Source organism: Bacteroides sp. M10 (genome assembly GCF_014334015.1).
Lineage (GTDB): Bacteria > Bacteroidota > Bacteroidia > Bacteroidales > Bacteroidaceae > Bacteroides > Bacteroides intestinigallinarum.
This window is the reverse complement of record NZ_CP060488.1, coordinates 4228186-4248620: the sequence shown is the minus strand read 5'-3', so window position 1 is coordinate 4248620 and position 20435 is coordinate 4228186. Positions and strand designations below refer to the sequence as shown.

Sequence of the window (20435 nt, the reverse complement as noted above, 5' to 3'; positions counted from 1 at the left end):
AACTGATATTACAAACCGAAAAGAGAGGGCTAAATCCGATTCTCTTTTCGGTTTATAATATATATACAGTCTATCTATCCCCCCAAAACAGACATCAATCAGACCTTCAAATATCTATTGCCTGTATTTGTTACAAAAGCGGCTGTCTGTTGTTTTATAGCAGATTAAGGCGCTTCGATTAGTTGACATATTAATAAAATATTTTCAGAAATATGAAAATATTTTTAGATACGCAAAAACACTGCGCACCCCTTGTCTAATTTTGCCGTATCAAAAAAATAAATTATGGAAGCAACTATACAACAAAAGCTAACCGATATAGAACAAACTTATAAAGTAAGAATACTCTATTCTTGTGAATCAGGTAGTCGTGCGTGGGGATTCCCATCATTCGATAGTGATTATGATGTACGCTTTATATATATTCGCACGTTAAATGACTATCTAACGATACAGCCGAAAAAAGACCATCTGTCTTTTCCCATAAATGATGAACTGGATGTATATGGCTGGGACATATCGAAAGTATTGCAACTAGTAGTCAAATCGAACACAACACCTTTCGAATGGTTGCAGTCTCCTGTCATATACAGAGAAAACAAGAAAATTAAAGAAGAATTGTGGCAGCTCTGTCAAAACTACTTTTGCCCCAAAAGCAATATACATCATTATCTTGGTGTAGCGCACGGAGCAATGGAGACTATGCAGGAAGAAGAAATAAAAATAAAAAAACTATTTTATGTACTCCGTCCATTGTTGGCTGCACAATGGTGTGCCGAACGTGATACAATAGCCCCAATGAATATATTACCATTAATGGATTTACTATCCAGCAATATACGCAAAAAGGTATTATCTTTGATAGAAATGAAATTAACAGCAACAGAAAGCTACCTGATAAAAATAGATAAAGACCTAAGGCAGTGGATAGATATGACTTTTGATTATTGCGCAGAAGTCTCTGCACAACAAGAACGAAAAACGTTTGATATAAAAGAAGCTGACCTTTTCTTTAGAAAAATGATATTAAAATGACGATACAGGAAATAAAAGATAAAGGGTTATTACTCTTTGAATGTATAAGTGGCAGTAAAGCATACGGATTGGATACTTCTCAATCGGATACAGACCTGAAAGGAGTATTCTATTTACCCAAAGACCTGTTTTACGGTTTGGAATATATCCCCCAAGTGAATAATGAAACTAATGATGAAGTGTATTATGAACTGGGACGGTTTGTAGAATTACTTTGCAAAAACAATCCGAATATATTGGAACTATTGGCTTCGCCTAATGAATGTATATTATACAGACATCCATTAATGGATAAACTAAATATAGATATGTTTCTGTCAAAAGTTTGCAAGGACACTTTTGCCGGATATGCTTTAACCCAAATACGGAAAGCCAGAGGGCACAAAAAGAAAGTAGTAAATCCAATAGAAAAAGAACGTAAAACCATTTTGGATTTTTGCTATATAATGGATAATTATCAATCTATTCCCATAAAAGATTGGCTCAATAAAAACGGGCTTATCCAAGAATGCTGTGGTTTATCTTCTATTTCTCATGCAAAAGGAATGTATGCCTTGTTTTATGATGCTGAAAAGAAACTGGGTTATCATGGGATAGCCGCAAAAGCAACAGCCAATGAAGTATCTCTATCATCTATTCCCAAAGATCAACAAGCTCTCGTCTATCTATTTTGGAATATGGAGGCTTATTCGCTCTATTGCAAAGAATATAAAGAATATTGGGATTGGGTGGAGAAACGTAACGACAGCCGCTATCAAACAAATTTAAATCATGGTAAAAACTATGATTCGAAGAATATGATGCACACCATACGTTTGTTACAGGTGGCTGAAGAAATATTAAGAGACGGAACATTAAATGTAAAACGCTCAAACAGAAAACAACTTCTCGATATAAAAAGCGGAAATATGAATTATGATGATTTGTTAATGATGGCCGATAAATTAATGGAAAGTATAGAATCATATTGCTTAACATCTCCATTACCCAATGTCCCTGACAAAAACAGTGCAGAAAAAGTATTAGTGGAAATAAGAGAAAAATTATATAGATAAAATATGCGTTCCTTATAGCAGAAGAAGTGGATTGGGAGAAAATCACTATCTTTGCAGCATGAAAGAATATCGATTGACCGACTGGTTACCCACTACTAAGAAAGAAGTAGAACTTCGAGGATGGAATGAATTGGATGTCATTCTATTCAGTGCTGATGCATATGTGGATCATCCTTCTTTTGGTGCTGCCGTTATCGGACGCATTCTCGAAGCGGAAGGTTTGAAAATAGCCATCGTTCCCCAACCTAACTGGCGTGACGACCTGCGTGACTTCAAGAAGTTGGGGCGTCCACGGCTATTCTTCGGTATCTCCGGCGGATGCATGGACTCGATGGTTAATAAATATACCGCCAACAAACGCCTACGCAGTGAAGATGCTTATACTCCGGACGGCCGACCGGATATGCGTCCGGAATACCCTTCCACAGTTTATAGCCAGATACTAAAGAAACTTTTTCCGGATGTTCCGGTAGTCATTGGAGGAATCGAAGCTAGTTTAAGGCGATTGAGTCATTACGATTATTGGCAGGACAAAGTACAAAAGAGTATTTTGTGCGACAGCGGAGCAGATCTACTCATTTACGGAATGGGGGAAAAACCTCTTGCAGATCTGGTGAAGAATATGAAAAGTCTGCTCACCACTGAAGAACCTGTACTGACAAGCAGCAAATTCAAAACGATTATCGGGTCTGTGCCCCAGACAGCCTATCTTTGTCGTGCAACAGAATGGATATCTGCCGAAGATGACCTTCAACTTTATTCACACGAAGAATGTTTGGCAGATAAAAAGAAACAGGCTAGTAATTTCCGACATATCGAAGAAGAATCCAACAAATATTCGGCTTCACGAATCACACAAGCAGTAGGAAATAAGATAGTTGTAGTCAATCCTCCCTATCCTCCGATGAGTCAGAAAGACCTCGATCATTCGTTTGATTTACCATATACCCGCCTGCCTCATCCAAAATACAAAGGAAAACGGATTCCGGCATACGATATGATTAAATTTTCCATCAACATTCACCGAGGATGTTTTGGTGGCTGTGCATTCTGTACCATTTCCGCCCATCAGGGAAAGTTTATTGTCAGCCGAAGCAAAGAGTCTATATTGAAAGAGGTAAAAGAAGTTATTCAGTTACCCGATTTCAAGGGATATTTAAGTGATTTGGGAGGTCCTTCCGCTAATATGTATCAGATGAAAGGGAAAGATGAAGCTATTTGCAAAAAATGCAAACGACCGTCATGTATTCACCCGAAAGTTTGTCCGAATTTGAATACCGATCACCGCCCTTTACTGGATATTTACCATGCTGTGGATACCTTGCCCGGAATCAAAAAATCGTTTATCGGTAGCGGTGTACGCTATGACCTGTTACTTCATCAAAGCAAAGATGAAGCTATCAACCGTAGCACTGCCGAATATACCCGTGAATTGATAGTCAATCATGTGAGTGGCCGGTTAAAAGTAGCTCCGGAGCATACCAGTGACCGGGTATTATCCGTAATGCGCAAACCTTCTTTTGAGCAATTTGAAACATTCAAAAAAATATTCGACCGCATTAACCGGGAAGAAAATCTGCGTCAACAACTGATTCCATATTTTATCTCTTCGCATCCCGGATGCAACGAAGAAGATATGGCGGAACTTGCCGTTATCACTAAACGTCTGGACTTCCATCTGGAGCAAGTGCAGGACTTCACCCCTACTCCGATGACAGTGGCTACCGAAGCCTGGTATAGCGGATTCCATCCATACACGCTAGAACCGATATTCAGTGCCAAAACCCAACGGGAGAAACTTGCACAACGACAGTTCTTTTTTTGGTATAAACCGGAAGAACGAAAAAACATCATCAATGAGTTGAGACGTATCGGACGTTCAGATTTGATAGACAAGTTATACGGAAAAAAGAAATAACCTTTTCTCCTCATAAGACATAGAGCTTCTTATGAGGAAATGATAGAATACATCTTTTAGAAAACAGATGGTTACTGGATATCAAGATCTTTCGTCGGAGTGATGGTATTCGTAGCTATCTTATAGATAAAATAGATAGAAAGGGCAGGAGAATATACAGCAAATTTTGTACTTCCTGTTTGATTATAATATAATCTAAATGTACATATATCAGTAGCCGAGATAAAAGGCTCTTGTTTCAAATGCGAATGAATAGGGAAATTAATCATCGGAACTTCATCTGTAGTTTCCACCGGAAGCAGCCCGGAATGGAATTTCTTCCAGGATTGTATCTCCCCCTTTTTGTTAGCAATAAATAAGTAATCATTGCCGAATGGAATAACACGTGTCTTGCTTGTACCTGAAATAGCATATAACTTATATCCGTCCTTAAATGGGATGAGAATCCAGTTTAGAGGAAAGTCCTTATAGCCATACACAGGATATTTTTTATCGTCATCAAAGGCACTTTGTATTTTCTTCTTAGCCTCAATCAAACGTACTTCATATTCGGATAAACTCCTACAAGCTTTAACTTCTGCGCAAGGAACCGTTTCATAAAGAAAAGAAGCTTCATACGTGCATTGAGCCTGATTATCAATAACAATACATTTTATAGTATCCCCTTGCTGATAAACCAGATAACTCTGTATGGTTTCCATTATATCCGGTTTAGTAACAAATATATCCGTGAAATTCCAAGCAGCCATTTCATATCGATATAATGTATTACTTTCCTCTATTATAGAATCACACTTTAGCTTCAGTTCAGCTTGTGTATAATTTACTTGTGAATATACAGTCAACCATGATGAAAGTATAATGATCAATGTTATTATGTTTTTCATGTCCCTTGTTTTTAGATATAAATGGCTCTTATCCACTCTTGCTTTACATTCACGGCTATAAATTCAAAGATAAGTATTTTCTATCAAAAAACCTAACACGGATCCAATTATTTACAAATCAGCACCTTCTATGCTTCCTTTACCGGCAAAGCCACAATCTCCTGCAACACACTGACTGCCGTTTCCACATTAGTAACATCCTTAATCAGCATACTCCGTCTGCCGTTCTGTTCACGCAAATCACAACGACGGGTATATTTCATCATATAGTCTATCACTTTACCAAAAGCCTTACTTTGATAGAACGGACTATCCGGATTGGAAACAAAGAACAAGGTCATCCGCCCACCTTTCAGGAAGATTTTCTCTGCACCCAAACGGGCTGCAAGACGGCGTAGAGGCACAATACGGAGTAGTTCTTCCGTTTCCCGGGGAACCGGTCCGAAGCGGTCTTCCAAGCGAGCACGGAAAGCTTCCACATCTTTGTCCAATGTCAGTCCATCCAGTTCACGATAGAGCAACATACGTTCGCTGCTGCCTGTTACGTAGTTGGCAGGCAACAATAGTTCGAGGTCGCTTTCTACCTGACACTCGTCTACAAACTCTTCTCCACTAATTTGTCCTTCGCCCTTGATTTCATCCGCATACAGTTCAGCAAACTCGTCTGTCTTTAACTCATGGACAGCTTCAGTAAGAATTTTCTGATATGTCTCATATCCCAAATCAGCAACAAATCCGCTTTGTTCGGCTCCAAGCAGATTTCCGGCTCCACGAATATCCAAATCCTGCATGGCGATATGAATACCACTTCCCAAATCACTAAAGTTTTCAATTGCTTGAAGACGTCGTCTTCCTTCGGCTGTCAAACTACCTAACGGAGGAGCCAGCAGATAACAAAAAGCTTTCTTATTACTACGTCCTACCCGTCCACGCATCTGATGGAGATCACTCAATCCAAAGTTTTGCGCCTGATTGATAATGATAGTGTTGGCATTCGGAATATCAATACCACTTTCGATGATTGTAGTTGCCAAGAGTACATCATAGTCGTAGTTGACAAAATCCAGAATAATCTTCTCCAGCTCTGTCGGTTCCATCTGTCCATGTCCAATTGCTACACGACAATCCGGGATATGACGTTCGATCATCGCTTTCAATTCCGGCAAGTTCGCAATCCGGTTATTGACAAAGAAGACTTGACCGTTGCGGCTCATCTCAAAATTGATGGCATCCGTTATCACTTCTTCATTAAAAGTATGCACTTCGGTCTGAATCGGATAGCGGTTGGGTGGCGGAGTAGAAATCACACTCAAGTCGCGTGCACCCATCAATGAAAATTGAAGGGTGCGGGGAATTGGAGTAGCAGTCATAGTCAGTGTATCCACATTCACTTTCAACTGACGCAGCTTTTCTTTGACAGAGACTCCAAATTTCTGTTCTTCGTCCACAATCAACAATCCCAAGTCTTTAAACTGGACATCTTTTCCCAAGATACGGTGGGTACCTATCAGAATACCGACATCTCCATCTTTCAATCCCTTCAATACAGCTTTGGTCTGTGCGGCAGTACGTGCGCGACTTAAATATTCCACCCGGCACGGTAATCCTTTCAAACGCTCACGGAAAGTCTGAAAATGCTGGTAAGCAAGTACTGTTGTCGGAACCAGAACGGCTACTTGTTTATTATCGGCAACGGCTTTGAAAGCCGCACGTATCGCTATCTCGGTTTTTCCAAATCCTACATCTCCGCAGACCAGACGATCCATCGGACGGTCACTTTCCATATCTGCCTTGACATCAATCGTCGCCTTGCTCTGATCCGGTGTATCTTCATAAATAAAAGATGCTTCCAGCTCACGCTGCAAGAAACTATCGGGACTGTAAGAGAAACCTTTTTCCTGACGACGCTGCGAATACAATTTTATCAAATCGCGGGCAATATCCTTGATTTTACTCTTTGTACGTTCTTTCAGTTTCTCCCATGCACCTGTACCTAATTTGTTAAGCCGGGGAGCCTCTCCTTCTTTACCTTTATATTTGGAAACCTTATGCAGGGAATGAATAGAGACGAACACCACATCTTCATTTTGAAACACCAGTTTCAAAACCTCTTGCGTAGTATCACCATTCGGAATACGTACCAAGCCGGAAAAACGTCCGATACCATGATCCGTATGCACCACATAGTCTCCCGGAGTGAACTGATTCAGTTCTTTCAAGGATAGTGCCACTTTTCCCGAACGGGCTTTATCACTTTTCAGATTATATTTATGAAAACGATCAAACAACTGATGATCTGTGAAAATACAGAGTCGCAGTGTGTTATCTACAAAACCTTCGTGAATGGTACGTTCTACGGGAGTAAAATTAATCTTATCACCCCGATCTTCAAAAATAGCTTTGATACGATCTGTTTGCTTCATGCTGTCACTGCAGATAGATAGCGAATAGCCTTTTTCCAGATAATCCTTGAAAGAAGAAGCTACCAGATCAAAATTCTTATGAAAGATAGGCTGGGCAGATGTATTGAAAGTAACGCTGGCATTAGGCGTTCCGGTCGGTTTGTTACCAAATTCCAACCGGCGGAAATCGAGTGCCCGTACAGTAAACTCACTGCCGTCTATCAATTTCCCTTCCAATGTAATGCCACCATTCTCTTCGGCCTCCTGAACGGCTATTGCCTGTGGAGTCAGCGCCTCATCGTGTACCACCTGGATTCGCTCGCGCAACCAAAGAAAATCGCGCATCGCCAAGGTAGTCTCTTTCGGGATGAAATCCAGAAAAGAAGTCGTTACATCACCTGTCACCGCCAAATCGGGAACAATAGACACTCCATCTTTCTTCTCACGGGATAATTGAGACTCCACTTCAAAGGTACGAACACTTTCCACTTCATCACCAAAGAAATCGATGCGATAAGGATATTCCGAAGCAAAAGAGAAAACGTCGATAATACTACCGCGAACAGCATATTGTCCCGGCTCATATACGTAGTCTACATATTCAAAACCATAACTATGCAACACATCGGTGATGAAAGTGGTATCCACTTTCTCTCCTACATTCAACTTCAGCGTTTTATTACTCAATTCCTTGCGCGACACCACTTTCTCCGCCAATGCATCCGGGTACGTAACGATACATAATCCCTCTTCCCCCTTTTGTAAGCGGCTAAGTACTTCTGTGCGCAAAATCTCATTGGCCGCATCTTTTTGTCCATACTTGATGGAGCGACGGAATGAAGATGGAAAGAACAAAACTCTTTCCGTACCCAATATCTGCGTCAAGTCGTGATAGAAATATCCGGCTTCTTCAAGATCACCTAAAATAAATACAAACGGGCAACCACCCTCTTGCACCAGTACAGAAGAAAAAAGAGAAGCGGCGGATGCACACAGTCCTCCGCAAAAAACAGTCTGAACGGAAGTGTCCTTCAACAAGCGCTTCATTACTGCCATATTGGGATGGGCAGCATATTGTTGTTGCAACTCAGTTATTGTCATACCTATAAAATTTCCCCGCAAAATTACAAAAAAGATTGGGAGTATACACCCAAAGAACAGAAGTATTATAATAAGGTATCTGCCGTCTTATCCCGCATGGGGCATGAAACACGTTAAATTTTCCTTAGTTCAGCTATAACTAAAGGAAAAAGAACTACTTTTGTTTCTAAATTTTATAGTATCTATATGCAGACATCGGATAGCATTGTAATTATCCCCACCTATAATGAACGGGAAAACATAGAAAATATCATCCGTGCCGTTTTCGGCCTTCCCCAAGTATTCCATATTCTGGTCATAGAAGACGGCTCTCCGGACGGGACGGCAGCCATCGTAAGAAAACTGCAACAAGAATTTCCCGAACAGCTTTTTATGATAGAACGTAAAGGAAAACTAGGACTGGGTACTGCCTACATTACCGGATTTAAATGGGCACTGGAACACGCATACGAGTATATTTTTGAAATGGATGCAGACTTCAGTCATAATCCGAATGATTTACCCCGTTTGTATCAGGCTTGTTCGGAACAAGGAGGAGATGTATCTATCGGTTCCCGTTATGTCAGCGGAGTGAATGTAGTGAATTGGCCGATGGGACGGGTATTGATGTCATACTTCGCCTCTAAATATGTGCGGTTTATCACCGGAATACCTGTACATGACACCACTGCCGGATTTGTTTGCTACCGCCGTCAGGTATTGGAAACGATCGATTTAGATCATATTCGCTTTAAAGGATATGCCTTTCAGATTGAAATGAAATTCACTGCTTACAAGTGTGGTTTCAAAATTATCGAGGTTCCCGTTATCTTCATTAATCGTGAATTAGGGACTTCTAAAATGAATAGCAGCATCTTTGGAGAAGCCATATTTGGTGTGATAAAATTAAAAGTAAATAGTTGGTTCCATAAATTCCCACAAAAGAAATGAAACGTACACTGATTCAAAACGCCGTTATTGTCAACGAAGGAAGAAAAGTTCTGGGTTCAGTAGTAATCGAGAATGAAAAGATAGCCGAAATATTGGTTGGTGAAGAAAACGCAACTGCCCCCTGCGACGAGATAATAGACGCAACCGGGTGTTATCTTTTGCCGGGTGCCATCGACGAACATGTGCATTTCCGCGATCCCGGACTGACTCATAAGGCAGATATCACCACAGAAAGTCGTGCTGCGGCAGCTGGAGGTGTCACCTCTATCATGGATATGCCCAATACCAATCCGCAAACTACTACATTGGAGGCTTTGGAGGAAAAATTTGTTCTGTTGGGTGAAAAGTCAGCAGTCAACTATTCCTGCTATTTCGGAGCAACGAATAATAACTATACCCAGTTTGCACAACTGGATAAACACCGGGTTTGTGGAGTGAAGTTATTTATGGGGTCAAGCACCGGCAATATGCTGGTAGACCGGATGGCCAGTCTGCGTAATATATTCGGTGGAACCGATCTGCTCATCGCTGCTCATTGCGAAGATCAGGGAATTATCAAAGAAAATACGGATAAATATAAGAAAGAATACGGAGACGATGTACCTTTGGCTCTTCATCCGCTCCTTCGTTCGGAAGAGGCTTGCTATCGTTCATCCGAACTGGCAGTGCAGTTGGCACGTGAGACAAACGCCCGCCTGCACATCATGCATATTTCCACAGCTAAAGAGTTGAGCCTGTTTTCTAACGTACCTTTGGTACAAAAAAAGATCACGGCAGAAGCCTGTGTTTCTCATCTACTCTTTACGGAAGAGGACTATCAGACACTGGGTGCCCGCATCAAATGCAACCCTGCCATTAAGACAGCGCAAGACCGGAAAGCTTTGCGAGAGGCTGTCAATAGCGGTTTGATTGATGCTATTGCCACAGATCATGCCCCACATTTACTTAGCGAAAAAGAAGGCGGTGCCTTAAAAGCAATGTCCGGAATGCCGATGATTCAGTTCTCACTCGTCAGCATGTTGGAGTTGACAGAAAAAGGAGTGTTTACTATCGAAAAAGTAGTAGAAAAGATGGCTCATGCCCCTGCGCAGATGTATGAAATACAAAACAGAGGATTCATTCGCAAAGGCTATCAGGCTGACTTGGTATTAGTCCGTCCCGGAAGCGAATGGACGGTAACAACCGATTGTATTTTAAGCAAATGCAAATGGAGTCCATTAGAGGGACACACATTCGACTGGAAAGTAGAGAAAACATTTGTAAACGGACATCTGTTATATAACAACGGAGAAATAGACGAGACTTATCGCGGACAGGAATTGTTCTTTGAGCGATAAATAATATTTCAGGCACGGATTACACGGATTTCACGGTTTTTAGAAATATGACTATATAAAACAACAGCGTAATCCGTGTAATCCGTGCCTAAGAACATCAATATCCTGAAGAAAATCTTGCCTGGCACTACGTTGCCGCCATTAAACTCCTATTTAATTGCATAATTTATGATTTTATCTTATAAAATACATACAGTCACTCCCTACATCAACTGGATTTACTTTTTCCACGCATGGGGTTTCCAACCGCGTTTTGCAGCCATCGCCAACATTCACGGATGTGATGCCTGCCGTGCTTCGTGGCTGACAACTTTCCCCGAAGAAGAGCGTAATAAGGCTTCCGAAGCAATGCAGCTATTCAAAGAAGCCAATCGGATGCTCGATCTGCTCGACCGGGATTATGAAGTAAAGACCATCTTCAAGCTTTGCAAGGCAAACTCTGACGGGGATAACCTGATTATTGAGAAAGAAAAAGACCGGTTCATCACTTTTCCTTTACTGCGCCAGCAAACGCCGAAAAGAGACGGTAGTCCTTTTCTTTGTCTAAGTGACTTTATCCGCCCGATCTCTTCCGATATCCCGGATACCATCGGTGCTTTTGCCTCTTCCATTGATGCAGACATGGAAGGATTGTACGAACAGGACCCTTATAAACACCTGCTTGTCCAAACCCTCTCCGACCGACTGGCAGAAGCAGCAACAGAAAAGATGCATGAATATGTGCGCAAAGAAGCGTGGGGATATGCCAAAGACGAGAATTTAGGCATAGCGGACTTACTGGTCGAAAAGTATCAAGGCATTCGCCCTGCTGTCGGCTACCCGTCTTTACCGGATCAATCTGTCAACTTCCTGTTGGATGAACTGTTGGATATGAAGCAGATAGGCATTTCGCTGACCGAAAACGGAGCTATGTACCCGCACGCTTCTGTTTGCGGGCTTATGTTCTCACACCCGGCCTCCGAATACTTCTCCATCGGAAAGATTGGAGAAGACCAATTAGAAGATTATGCCCGCCGTCGGGGAAAAAGTATCGAAGAAATGTGTAAGTTTCTGGCAGCTAATCTCCAATAGCCCCTATTCTCCTGTGATTTTTCTCCTTTTCTCACGACTAACTAACCAGAAAAGTAATCATAGATTCCATGAGAGAACAAACAACAGAGGTCAGCGCCCCTATTGAGCAAGAGTTTTTGTCGGTGATCCGCGAATATGAACGAGTGATCTATAAGGTATGCTATCTGTATGCCAATCCCAATGCTCCTCTCAATGATCTGTATCAGGACGTGGTATTAAACCTTTGGAAAGCCTATCCCAAATTCAGAAAAGAATGTAAGGTTTCCACCTGGATTTACCGTATTGCCCTCAACACCTGTATCAGCTTCTATCGTAAAGAAAAGAATGTGCCGGAAATAGTCAGCCTCACCAGAGATACCGACTGGGCCATAGAAGCACACGACCCGATCAACGAAATGCTGAAACAGCTCTATCAGATGATTAACCAACTGGGACAACTCGACAAATCAATTATCCTGCTTTATCTCGAAGACAAAAGTTACGAGGAAATAGCAGAAATCACCGGACTGACGGTTACCAATGTAGCGACCAAACTAAGTCGCATCAAAGACAAACTTAAAAGAATGAAAAAGGAGGAATAAGATATATGGAACTGGAAGAACTGAAAAAATCTTGGAATGCCCTGGATGAACACTTGAAAGACAAAGAGTTCATCAAAGAAGAAGAGCTTGAAAAGCTGATAAGGCATGCGGACAAAGGTATCCATGCCATTGCCAGACTGAACATCAAGCTTATTCTGATTTCTCTGCCGATACTGATCTTATTTTTAGCAGAGGTACTGTTGCACAACAGATTGAACCCGATCTATATCATTATCATTTTCGCATGGATTCCTGCCCTTTGCTGGGATATCGTCACCACCCGTTTCCTCCAACGGACACAAATAGACGAGATGCCTTTGGTAGAAGTAATCAGCCGCGTGAACCGTATCCATCGATGGACCATCAGGGAACGATTGATTGCTATTGCCTTTCTCCTGGTCCTGGCTATACTTTCATTTATCTACTGGCAAGTGTGGCAATATGGAATGGGGATGATCGCTTTCTTCATCCTGTTATGGGGCGGAGGACTGGGATTGATCTTATGGATTTACCGCAAGAAGTTCTTAAATCGTATCCACGAAATCAAAAAGAATTTAAGCGAACTGAACGAATTAATGTAAAAGAATCTAACCTGAATAATTCATACTAAGTAGTAAGGAGTGTGCTTACCCCACCACGGTAAGCACGCTTTTTCCATTCACTTTTTTATGTACCTGCACCTGAACAGAAATCCGTTCACTCATCTCCTGCACATGAGAGATGACTCCTATTTTCCGTCCCTGCATCTGTAATTGCTCCAATGCTTCCATGGCTGTACGCAAACTTTCCGCATCCAAAGAGCCGAAACCTTCATCAATAAAAAGAGATTCAACTTTCAGATTATTACTTGACAAGGAAGACAAACCTAAAGCCAGTGCCAAAGAAATCAGGAACGATTCACCTCCTGAAAGAGAGTACACGGTCCGTATTTCATCACACATATCGCAATCTATTACCTGAAGTGCCAACGTATCGGGTACCTGTTGCAGCTTATAGCGTTTAGAGAGATAGGATAAATGTTTATTGGCATGAAGCAACAACAAATTCAAAGTATAACTTTGAGCAATCACTTTAAATTTCGCTCCATCCGCACTGCCAATCAGTTTATTCAATTTTGCCCAACGTTCGGCAACAGTTTGTTTCTCTGCCAGTTCCTTCGCAATCTGTTCCACAGTCAGTTTATTCTTTGCTTGTTGTAGCAGGCGGGCTTCCATAGTAGAAAGGGCACGTTCTATATTCAGGTTTTCTTCCTGTTGCTTCTTTATTATTTCGGGAAGCAGTTCGGGAGACTCTATCTTTTTATACTGTTCTTGCAACTCTCCTATAGCCAGTGCAATTTGCTTCATCTCTCCTTGCAAACCGGAAAGCCGGTTGTGTACCGCCTCTACTTCTTTACGTGCTTTCTCCAAAGCGAGATTCAGTTCTTTCTCTCTTTTTGCTACGGCAGCTTCCGCTTCATCCGCACTTTTTCCTTTCAATAGCTGCGAACGTTCCTGACGAAGCACATTCAGCGCTTTCTCTATCACTTCAAATCTCTTTAGTTCGGCCGAAGCAGCATTCTGTAAGATTACCAGCTGTTCTTTGGCAGACGATACTTTCTGCATAGCCAAACGACAGAGAGAAACATTCTCACGGAGGGCTTCACAATGTGCACGCATCTTTTTAATTTCTTCATCGCCGCGCTGCCATTCTGCATAAAGATTGCGATATTCCAAAATACGTTCTGCCAGTTCCGCCAAACGGTGTTGTATTTGCTCTTCGTTTCCGGCTTCAATCCCTGCTTTATATAATGCTGCCAACTGTTCCGCGATCTGTCCGTCCACCGTTTTTTGATGCGCCAAATCACGTTGCAGAGCAATGCTCCGGTTATTCATCTGCTGATAGTTGGTTGATGCTACATTATACTCCTGCTCTATACTCCGGAAAAGAGTATCTACCACCTCCTGTTCCTGATGATAAGGATGCGCTGTGCTACCGCAAACCGGACAAGCCTCCCCTTCCTGTAATTGCCGGCGCAATGCTTTCACGTCTTTTCCCACTGCCATACGTGCATTTTCGTAAAGACGTTGAGTAACTTTCAATGCGGTTTCTTGCTCCGTCAATTGTTTCAGACAATCGGCCACTTCTTTCTCCAGTCTTTCTATTTCCGTCTTTGCTTTCGTCTGCGTTTCCGTTAATTGCCGGATATTCTGCTGACGAGTCAACTCTTTTTGCAACTTCACCTGTTCTTCGGCCAATAACGGATATCCGAAAGAATTTAAGCGCAATAAACGTTCCTCATTCGTACTTGTAGCGGCAGCCAGTTTGCTTTCTTCTTGCCGTAGAATCTCTTCCACCTGTTCAAGTTGCAGTGCTTCTTCTATCCCTACATGGCTTAATAAGCGGTTCAGAGAAGAATAAGACACCTGTAATTGTTCCGCAGCCACTCGCATTTTTTGTTCCTGCTCCGCCACCTGCCTGTTAGCCGCTTGTAAAATCTGCTGCGACTGTATATAGCTGCTTTGTTGAGACTGTATCTGTACATCCAATTGACGTGCTTTCTTCAAGTCCGGCTGTATGGCCTCCCATTGTGCCTTAAAATGCACCAATCCTTCCTCTTGGGAAGCCAATGCACCCTGCAGTACTTTCTCCCTAGCCTGTTCCTCCTGTTCTTCCTGCTGCTTTTTCTTCCAAAGTTCTTCCTGTATTTTTAATGAACGAACCACATTCAGTTGTTCATTCTGTTCTGCCAGCAGTTTAATCCCTAATGCACGCTTTTCAGTCGATAGTTCTTTCTCTTTTTGCAGAGCAAGCAGCTCTTCTTCCGGCATCAATTCGATCACATTCATTCGATTCTGAATCAAGGTCACCTCTTCTTGTGCCGCCTTATTCCGGGCATAGACCTCTTGAGAAATCCGGGAATACACGCCGGTTCCTGTCAACTTCTCCAGTAATTCTGCTTTTGCCGCCCCTTTTGATTTCAGAAATGTAGCAAAATCATTTTGTGCCAATAATACTGTACGGGTGAACTGTTCATACGTCAGGCCAACCAACTCCACCAACTGAATCAACAACTCTTTCTTGGTACCTTGAAATTCTTTCTCCGTATCCAGTTCTTTCACTTCCAGCGTTTGTGGCTGCAAAGAACCGTTTATCTTGTTTCTTGTCCGCCTCACCGACCAACGAGAACGGTAACGCCGTCCGTCAATACCTAAAAAATCGACTTCCGCATAACCATCACTTGTCCCCCGGCGCAGCAAATTTCTAACATCAGACTGATTAATCTGATTGTCTCCCACATCTGCCAAGTTCACATTTTCCACTGAAGTAGCGAAACGGGGAGCCTTATCATACAATGCCAGGCATAAGGCATCTAATAAAGTAGACTTACCTGCACCGGTAGGTCCTGAAATGGCAAAGATACCTGCAGAATGTAATGGTTCTGTCCTAAAATCCACTTCTACCGTTCCTTCTATCGAGGTCAGATTCTTCAATCGTATAGCTAGTATTTTCATTCTCCTTCCTCCTCTTCTTTACGGGTAGCAGCCAAATAGGCCTCTTCAAACAAACCTGTCAGTTCTACAGGCATTTCCACCTGATAAATCTTCTCAAAGGCAGACTGTGCAATCTGTAAGGGAGACATTTCCTGCAACCCCCTCTTCCAGTTTTCATTTTCTTTCGTCGTATTTCCAGTTTCAGTACGATAGGTAGAAACAATACGCGCCAACCGATAATTTTTATTTGCCAGTGCATCTTCAATCTCCTGTCGAAGCATGGGTTCCGGTTCCTCTAACAATACCTTTACTTCCAGATATGGGGCTACGGCTTCTGTCTCGGGTAGTTCCTTCAAGGCTTCCAAGATAGCTTCCGGTGAAACAGGTTCTCCGTTCGGGACACTCACCAAAGGTATTAATTTCGGGCATTCTAACCGTTCAATGTCCACGGCACAACCTCCGTCGAAAGTCACCATCACGACTCCATGATGATAATGTTTCTCGGCAAAAGACATCGGAATGGGGCTTCCGGCATACCGTACATTCTCTCTTCCGGACACTCGCTGCGCTTTATGTATATGTCCCAATGCCGTATAAGCTATCTGTTCGGAAAAAGCTTCCGGAGATACGCACTCCAACCCACCAATCACGGTACGCTCGCTATAATCCTTCTCTGCAATCTCCGATCCTGTAGCCTGCAAATGACCGATGGCAAGAATCGCCTGATTCTCCGTCCTTCGCTTCCATAGCCTTTGCAAAAGTTGTGCATAAAGTTCGCGAACTCCCTCCGCATACGGATTGCCTTCCGTTTGCACGGCCGGATAATCTCCCTGACGCAGAAAAGGAACTGCCATGCAAAGCAATTCCACTTCCCCTTTCCGGTTCTTCAGTTCCACAGTCAAATGGTCATAATCGATTTCTCCGCCTTCAAGCTTGCGAACTACCCCTCTGACTTCCGTCCGCATAGCTTGCAACAGAGGCAAAGGAGCTTCCAGGCGTGCTGCCGAATCATGGTTGCCGGCAACAATGACAATCTGCAAATACGGATTCTCCGCTGTCACCCGATAAATAAACTGATAATACATGCTTTGGGATGCAGCGGAAGGGTTGGAAACATCAAAAACATCTCCGGCTATAATCAATGCATCAATCTCTTTCTGACGAATTTCTTCTGCCAGCCAATTCAGGAATACTTCATGTTCTTCCGTGCGATCATAACCAAAAAAGGTTTGTCCCAGATGCCAGTCGGCAGTATGTAATATACGTATCATAATTTTGTAACTATCTCTAATAACAAGAGGCAAAAATAACACAATCAAAAAGATTATATCACATCTGCCTCTCTTTTTTACCAATAATCATGTATATTTGCAGGATAAAAATCCAACCCTATGAAGATACTGTATTATATTTATCAGATTTGCATCGCTTTGCCTATTTTATTAGTGTTGACCATCCTCACGGCAATCGTCACTATTGTAGGTTCTCTCTTGGGAGGAGCCCACATCTGGGGATATTATCCGGGGAAGATTTGGTCACAATTAATTTGTCTGTTTCTGTTGATTCCCGTGAAGATTGAGGGACGTGAAAAGTTGCATGACAAAACTTCCTATATTTTCGTACCTAACCATCAGGGTTCATTTGATATTTTCCTTATTTACGGCTTCATAGGAAGAAACTTTAAGTGGATGATGAAAAAAAGCCTGCGCAAGCTGCCATTTGTAGGAAAAGCCTGTGAGAGTGCAGGACATATCTTTGTAGACAGATCCGGCCCTAAAAAAGTATTGGAAACAATCCGACAGGCAAAAGACTCATTGAAAGATGGGGTTTCTCTCGTTGTCTTTCCTGAAGGAGCGCGTACATTTACAGGACACATGGGATACTTTAAGAAAGGCGCTTTCCAGTTGGCAGATGATTTACAGTTGGCGGTTGTACCCGTCACCATTGACGGCTCATTCGAAATTCTGCCACGCACAGGCAAATGGATACACCGTCATCGCATGATTCTGACTATTCATGAACCTATTCCTCCCAAAGGGAAAGGAATGGAAAATATCAAGGCAACCATGGCAGAGGCCTACGCTGCGGTTGAAAGCGCCCTGCCGGAACAATACAAGGGAATGGTGAAAAACGAAGATCAAGACCGATAGTCAGTACATAATCTTATATAAATATGGGGATGCTCACGCACCCCCATATTCCTAACCAGTTTTATGCATCAAACTATTAAATTAAGAAATTCAGATATTTAGATGTTTTGCAAGGTTATGGTTTGGTTTGACATCATTTGTAATTCTTGAAAAGTCAAATTAAAACTTTTATAAATCTCCTTTTCTAAATTCTCTAATGAGAAAGATTCATTTCTGACGCCATTAATCTTCCCTCTAAACCGATTGTTATAATGCTTGCGAAATGTATCCGGAGTAACCAGACCTCCCAAGCCATAATCACCCACTACAATCACCGGTTTTCGGCGCAATACCCCTTCATAAGCGGTAACCCCCGCACCAATAATCAAGTCGGCTTCTTCAATCAGTTTACCGATCTCACTCTCGGAGGATATATAATCCACCTGATACTCTGAATATTTACTTAATAGAACTCCTATCCTTAACCTCGTGCGAGAATTAGCTATTCCGACAACAATGCTGGCTTTTTGTTCTATTAACTGCAATTCGTCACCTCTTAAAGAAGAGGCGGCAGATAATTCATTAGGATTTTTCATATAGCTATTTGGTTTTTGTTGTGTCAAAAGTACAGCATGCATCCGAAAACACAAAAAAAGTCACCCGGACAAAATCAGCGCGCCTGATTTTCCGTAAACACCTACATTTCAATAAAATACAGATTAGCGTTCTATTAATGACCCGGACAATTCATTTTTTATTTATCAAAAATCCCTTAAAAACACATTCAAATCTTCTTGTGGAGAAATGCCTAATCGGCCTTTCAGCCTTCCTTTTGCTTTGGTAACAGAATCGGAAGAGGTCTGAAAAATACGTGCCAGTTCTTCATTGGTCAGTCCAAATTTAAGAAAGCAACAGATCTCAAGATCATGTTTAGTTAATAAAGGAGTTTTGTCAAGCAACCGGGTAACGTAATTAGAATAGAGTAAATCAAACAGGCTAAACAATTTATAGCGTTCTCCATTAGACAATTTACCTCTTAATGTTCCCTCTTTGATAGCAAGCAGCAGACGAAAAGCGGATATGTACTGTTCAGAAGAGGGTCCGACAGTTAATTCTCCTCCCAGTTCTTTCAACAGTCCCGATAAGGTTTTGTTCTGCATACTTAGAAGTACAATCTTTCCATTCAACTCGCCTACCTTCATTCGATTTTCTTCCAGTATGCGGTTCTCTTCCAGCACTTGATCTTTCAACTCCTGGATTTCTTCCATCTCCTGCTGGTATCGCTTTATCTCCTCTTCATTATCTCTAATCTGGGATTCGATTTCGGCAATCTTCTTCCTGTGATTTTTACTTTTGTAGTAGTAATAACACATATAGAAGGCCACAATCAGGAAAATAACCGTACCGCAAAATATAAAAACTGTACGGTCCACTTTCAGTTGTAGATTATCATTCCGGAGTTTCTCGTTCTCGTACTGCTTTTGCAGTTCTGTTATCAACTCCTGCGAATCGACTTCATCCAATACATTCACGATAGAGTCCGCTTTTTCATGGTAGATAATCGCTTCTTCAAAATTATCAATATCTTTTTCAAGAAAGTATAAATTGTTATATGCGTCAATACGGGTATATTCTTTAGAAGAATTGATACTCATCTTAAAATATTTCCGGGCATTCTCCACATCACCCATCTGCATATACAAATAGCCGAGAGACATACACTCCACGTATTTCCTTTCTTCATCCGTTTCTTTCTCATAAGCAGCAAGAAAATAGCGTTCAGACTTTTGCAGTTCTCCCATAGAACGATACAGTATCCCCAACTCATGTAAAATGGAAACTTCAGACGGATACTGTTTTTCCCTGGCTAGTTCTAATGCATAAGTATAATAGAAATAACAGCTATCCCATTTATTCTGAAACAAATAAGCCCGGCCTATATTTTGCCCGGCTCTGACAAGCCCCAAAGAATCTTTCAACTCTTTATAGATAGCATACGACTCCCGAAAATTCTCTAACGACTCCTGATACAATTTCTTTTTCCGGTCAATCATCCCTATCTCATCAGTAGCCATTGCAAACATCTTGCAACATTGAATCTTCCCGAACATTTCTTTTGCCGAAGACAAAAACGTCAAAGCCTCTTCATCTTTATCCAATTCACGCAGTACTCTTCCATAATAATACTGTGCTTTAGCACGCATAACAGAGTCACCACGCTCTACAGTATAGTAATTCAGCGCCAGTGCAATCAATGAGTCAGAAGTAAACTTCACATAATTCTGATCCATTGCCTGCGTCAATAAAAGTGCATAATCCGCCTGCAACTTTCCACGCAATTTTTCAGTATGAGGTATTGACTTTAATAGATACAGAGCCGTATCCGGAAGAGATTCCATGCACATTTCGATCCTCTGGAATGCCGCATCAGGGACCTCCGAATCTCTATGACAAGAAACCGATAAGACTAAAATAAAAAAGAAAGCGGCGTATACCGAAACAGTAGTCGTTTTCAC

14 protein-coding genes and 1 pseudogene are annotated in these 20435 nt (G+C 41.8%); 8 read left to right on the top strand and 7 right to left on the bottom strand.

What is annotated here, in order from left to right; translation table 11 throughout:
* The first annotated feature begins 285 nt into the window (after nucleotides 1–285).
* The 3 genes from H8796_RS15145 to H8796_RS15135 are packed head-to-tail and all read left to right on the top strand — an operon-like array spanning nucleotide 286 to nucleotide 4008.
* The gene (locus H8796_RS15145) at nucleotides 286–1035 is read left to right on the top strand and encodes a nucleotidyltransferase domain-containing protein (protein WP_117938070.1); all 750 of its coding nucleotides are present in this window, start codon (nucleotides 286–288) and stop codon (nucleotides 1033–1035) included.
* The gene (locus H8796_RS15140; protein WP_117938072.1) at nucleotides 1032–2090 is read left to right on the top strand and encodes a DNA polymerase beta superfamily protein; all 1059 of its coding nucleotides are present in this window, start codon (nucleotides 1032–1034) and stop codon (nucleotides 2088–2090) included. The genes H8796_RS15145 and H8796_RS15140 overlap by 4 nt, the downstream gene beginning before the upstream one ends.
* A gap of 58 nt (nucleotides 2091–2148) precedes the next feature.
* On the top strand, nucleotides 2149–4008 hold the full coding sequence (locus tag H8796_RS15135; RefSeq protein ID WP_117938074.1) for a YgiQ family radical SAM protein: 1860 nt from the start codon (nucleotides 2149–2151) through the stop codon (nucleotides 4006–4008).
* 71 nt (nucleotides 4009–4079) lie between these two features.
* On the opposite strand, the gene H8796_RS15130 is transcribed toward H8796_RS15135, so the two are convergent.
* Nucleotides 4080–4895, bottom strand: coding sequence for a hypothetical protein (locus H8796_RS15130; RefSeq protein WP_117938076.1), 816 nt, complete (start codon nucleotides 4893–4895; stop codon nucleotides 4080–4082).
* A gap of 128 nt (nucleotides 4896–5023) precedes the next feature.
* Entirely contained in the window at nucleotides 5024–8398 is a 3375-nt protein-coding gene (gene mfd, locus H8796_RS15125) for a transcription-repair coupling factor (protein ID WP_117938078.1), read from the bottom strand.
* A gap of 186 nt (nucleotides 8399–8584) precedes the next feature.
* On the opposite strand from mfd, the gene H8796_RS15120 reads away from it, so the two are divergent.
* The 4 genes from H8796_RS15120 (at nucleotide 8585) to H8796_RS15105 (ending at nucleotide 12317) form a co-directional block, all read left to right on the top strand.
* A complete protein-coding gene (locus H8796_RS15120) occupies nucleotides 8585–9328 on the top strand; it encodes a polyprenol monophosphomannose synthase (protein ID WP_004306020.1) in 744 nt (247 codons plus the stop codon).
* Nucleotides 9325–10665: a dihydroorotase gene (locus tag H8796_RS15115; RefSeq protein WP_117937938.1), complete on the top strand. Its 1341-nt coding sequence runs from the start codon at nucleotides 9325–9327 to the stop codon at nucleotides 10663–10665. The genes H8796_RS15120 and H8796_RS15115 overlap by 4 nt, the downstream gene beginning before the upstream one ends.
* A gap of 168 nt (nucleotides 10666–10833) precedes the next feature.
* Complete coding sequence (locus tag H8796_RS15110) at nucleotides 10834–11736, top strand: vitamin B12 dependent-methionine synthase activation domain-containing protein (protein ID WP_117937936.1); 903 nt, start codon at nucleotides 10834–10836, stop codon at nucleotides 11734–11736.
* Nucleotides 11737–11804: 68 nt separating this feature from the next.
* Nucleotides 11805–12317, top strand: a complete 513-nt coding sequence (locus H8796_RS15105; RefSeq protein WP_117937934.1) for an RNA polymerase sigma factor — start codon at nucleotides 11805–11807, stop codon at nucleotides 12315–12317.
* Nucleotides 12318–12389: 72 nt separating this feature from the next.
* Here the strand turns inward: H8796_RS15105 and H8796_RS25650 are convergent.
* The 3 genes and pseudogenes from H8796_RS25650 to H8796_RS15090 all read right to left on the bottom strand — a co-directional run.
* A pseudogene (locus H8796_RS25650) lies at nucleotides 12390–12434 on the bottom strand (hypothetical protein); the annotation flags it as partial.
* A gap of 509 nt (nucleotides 12435–12943) precedes the next feature.
* Nucleotides 12944–15811, bottom strand: coding sequence for an AAA family ATPase (locus H8796_RS15095; RefSeq protein ID WP_117937932.1), 2868 nt, complete (start codon nucleotides 15809–15811; stop codon nucleotides 12944–12946).
* Nucleotides 15808–17061: an exonuclease SbcCD subunit D C-terminal domain-containing protein gene (locus tag H8796_RS15090; RefSeq protein ID WP_117937930.1), complete on the bottom strand. Its 1254-nt coding sequence runs from the start codon at nucleotides 17059–17061 to the stop codon at nucleotides 15808–15810. Before H8796_RS15090 ends, H8796_RS15095 begins: the two co-directional genes overlap by 4 nt.
* Before the next feature lie 120 nt (nucleotides 17062–17181).
* Here H8796_RS15090 and H8796_RS15085 point away from each other — a divergent pair, with 120 nt between their 5' ends.
* On the top strand, nucleotides 17182–17940 hold the full coding sequence (locus tag H8796_RS15085) for a 1-acyl-sn-glycerol-3-phosphate acyltransferase (RefSeq protein ID WP_004297350.1): 759 nt from the start codon (nucleotides 17182–17184) through the stop codon (nucleotides 17938–17940).
* Between the two features lie 98 nt (nucleotides 17941–18038).
* Here the strand turns inward: H8796_RS15085 and H8796_RS15080 are convergent, their stop codons facing one another.
* Together H8796_RS15080 and H8796_RS15075 are read right to left on the bottom strand one after the other, a co-directional pair.
* Nucleotides 18039–18515: a polysaccharide deacetylase gene (locus H8796_RS15080; protein WP_117937944.1), complete on the bottom strand. Its 477-nt coding sequence runs from the start codon at nucleotides 18513–18515 to the stop codon at nucleotides 18039–18041.
* Between the two features lie 165 nt (nucleotides 18516–18680).
* Nucleotides 18681–20435, bottom strand: coding sequence for a tetratricopeptide repeat protein (locus tag H8796_RS15075; RefSeq protein ID WP_117937942.1), 1755 nt, complete (start codon nucleotides 20433–20435; stop codon nucleotides 18681–18683).

Excerpts from the sequence above, each read along its gene's own strand:
- H8796_RS15140 (WP_117938072.1), top strand. The coding sequence starts at position 1,032 with ATGACGATACAGGAAATAAAAGATAAAGGGTTATTACTCTTTGAATGT.
- H8796_RS15130 (WP_117938076.1), bottom strand. The coding sequence starts at position 4,895 with ATGAAAAACATAATAACATTGATCATTATACTTTCATCATGGTTGACT.
- H8796_RS15090 (WP_117937930.1), bottom strand. The coding sequence starts at position 17,061 with ATGATACGTATATTACATACTGCCGACTGGCATCTGGGACAAACCTTT.
- H8796_RS15120 (WP_004306020.1), top strand. The coding sequence starts at position 8,585 with ATGCAGACATCGGATAGCATTGTAATTATCCCCACCTATAATGAACGG.
- mfd (WP_117938078.1), bottom strand. The coding sequence starts at position 8,398 with ATGACAATAACTGAGTTGCAACAACAATATGCTGCCCATCCCAATATG.
- H8796_RS15135 (WP_117938074.1), top strand. The coding sequence starts at position 2,149 with ATGAAAGAATATCGATTGACCGACTGGTTACCCACTACTAAGAAAGAA.
- H8796_RS15115 (WP_117937938.1), top strand. The coding sequence starts at position 9,325 with ATGAAACGTACACTGATTCAAAACGCCGTTATTGTCAACGAAGGAAGA.
- H8796_RS15110 (WP_117937936.1), top strand. The coding sequence starts at position 10,834 with ATGATTTTATCTTATAAAATACATACAGTCACTCCCTACATCAACTGG.
- H8796_RS15145 (WP_117938070.1), top strand. The coding sequence starts at position 286 with ATGGAAGCAACTATACAACAAAAGCTAACCGATATAGAACAAACTTAT.
- H8796_RS15080 (WP_117937944.1), bottom strand. The coding sequence starts at position 18,515 with ATGAAAAATCCTAATGAATTATCTGCCGCCTCTTCTTTAAGAGGTGAC.
- H8796_RS15085 (WP_004297350.1), top strand. The coding sequence starts at position 17,182 with ATGAAGATACTGTATTATATTTATCAGATTTGCATCGCTTTGCCTATT.
- H8796_RS15105 (WP_117937934.1), top strand. The coding sequence starts at position 11,805 with ATGAGAGAACAAACAACAGAGGTCAGCGCCCCTATTGAGCAAGAGTTT.
- H8796_RS15095 (WP_117937932.1), bottom strand. The coding sequence starts at position 15,811 with ATGAAAATACTAGCTATACGATTGAAGAATCTGACCTCGATAGAAGGA.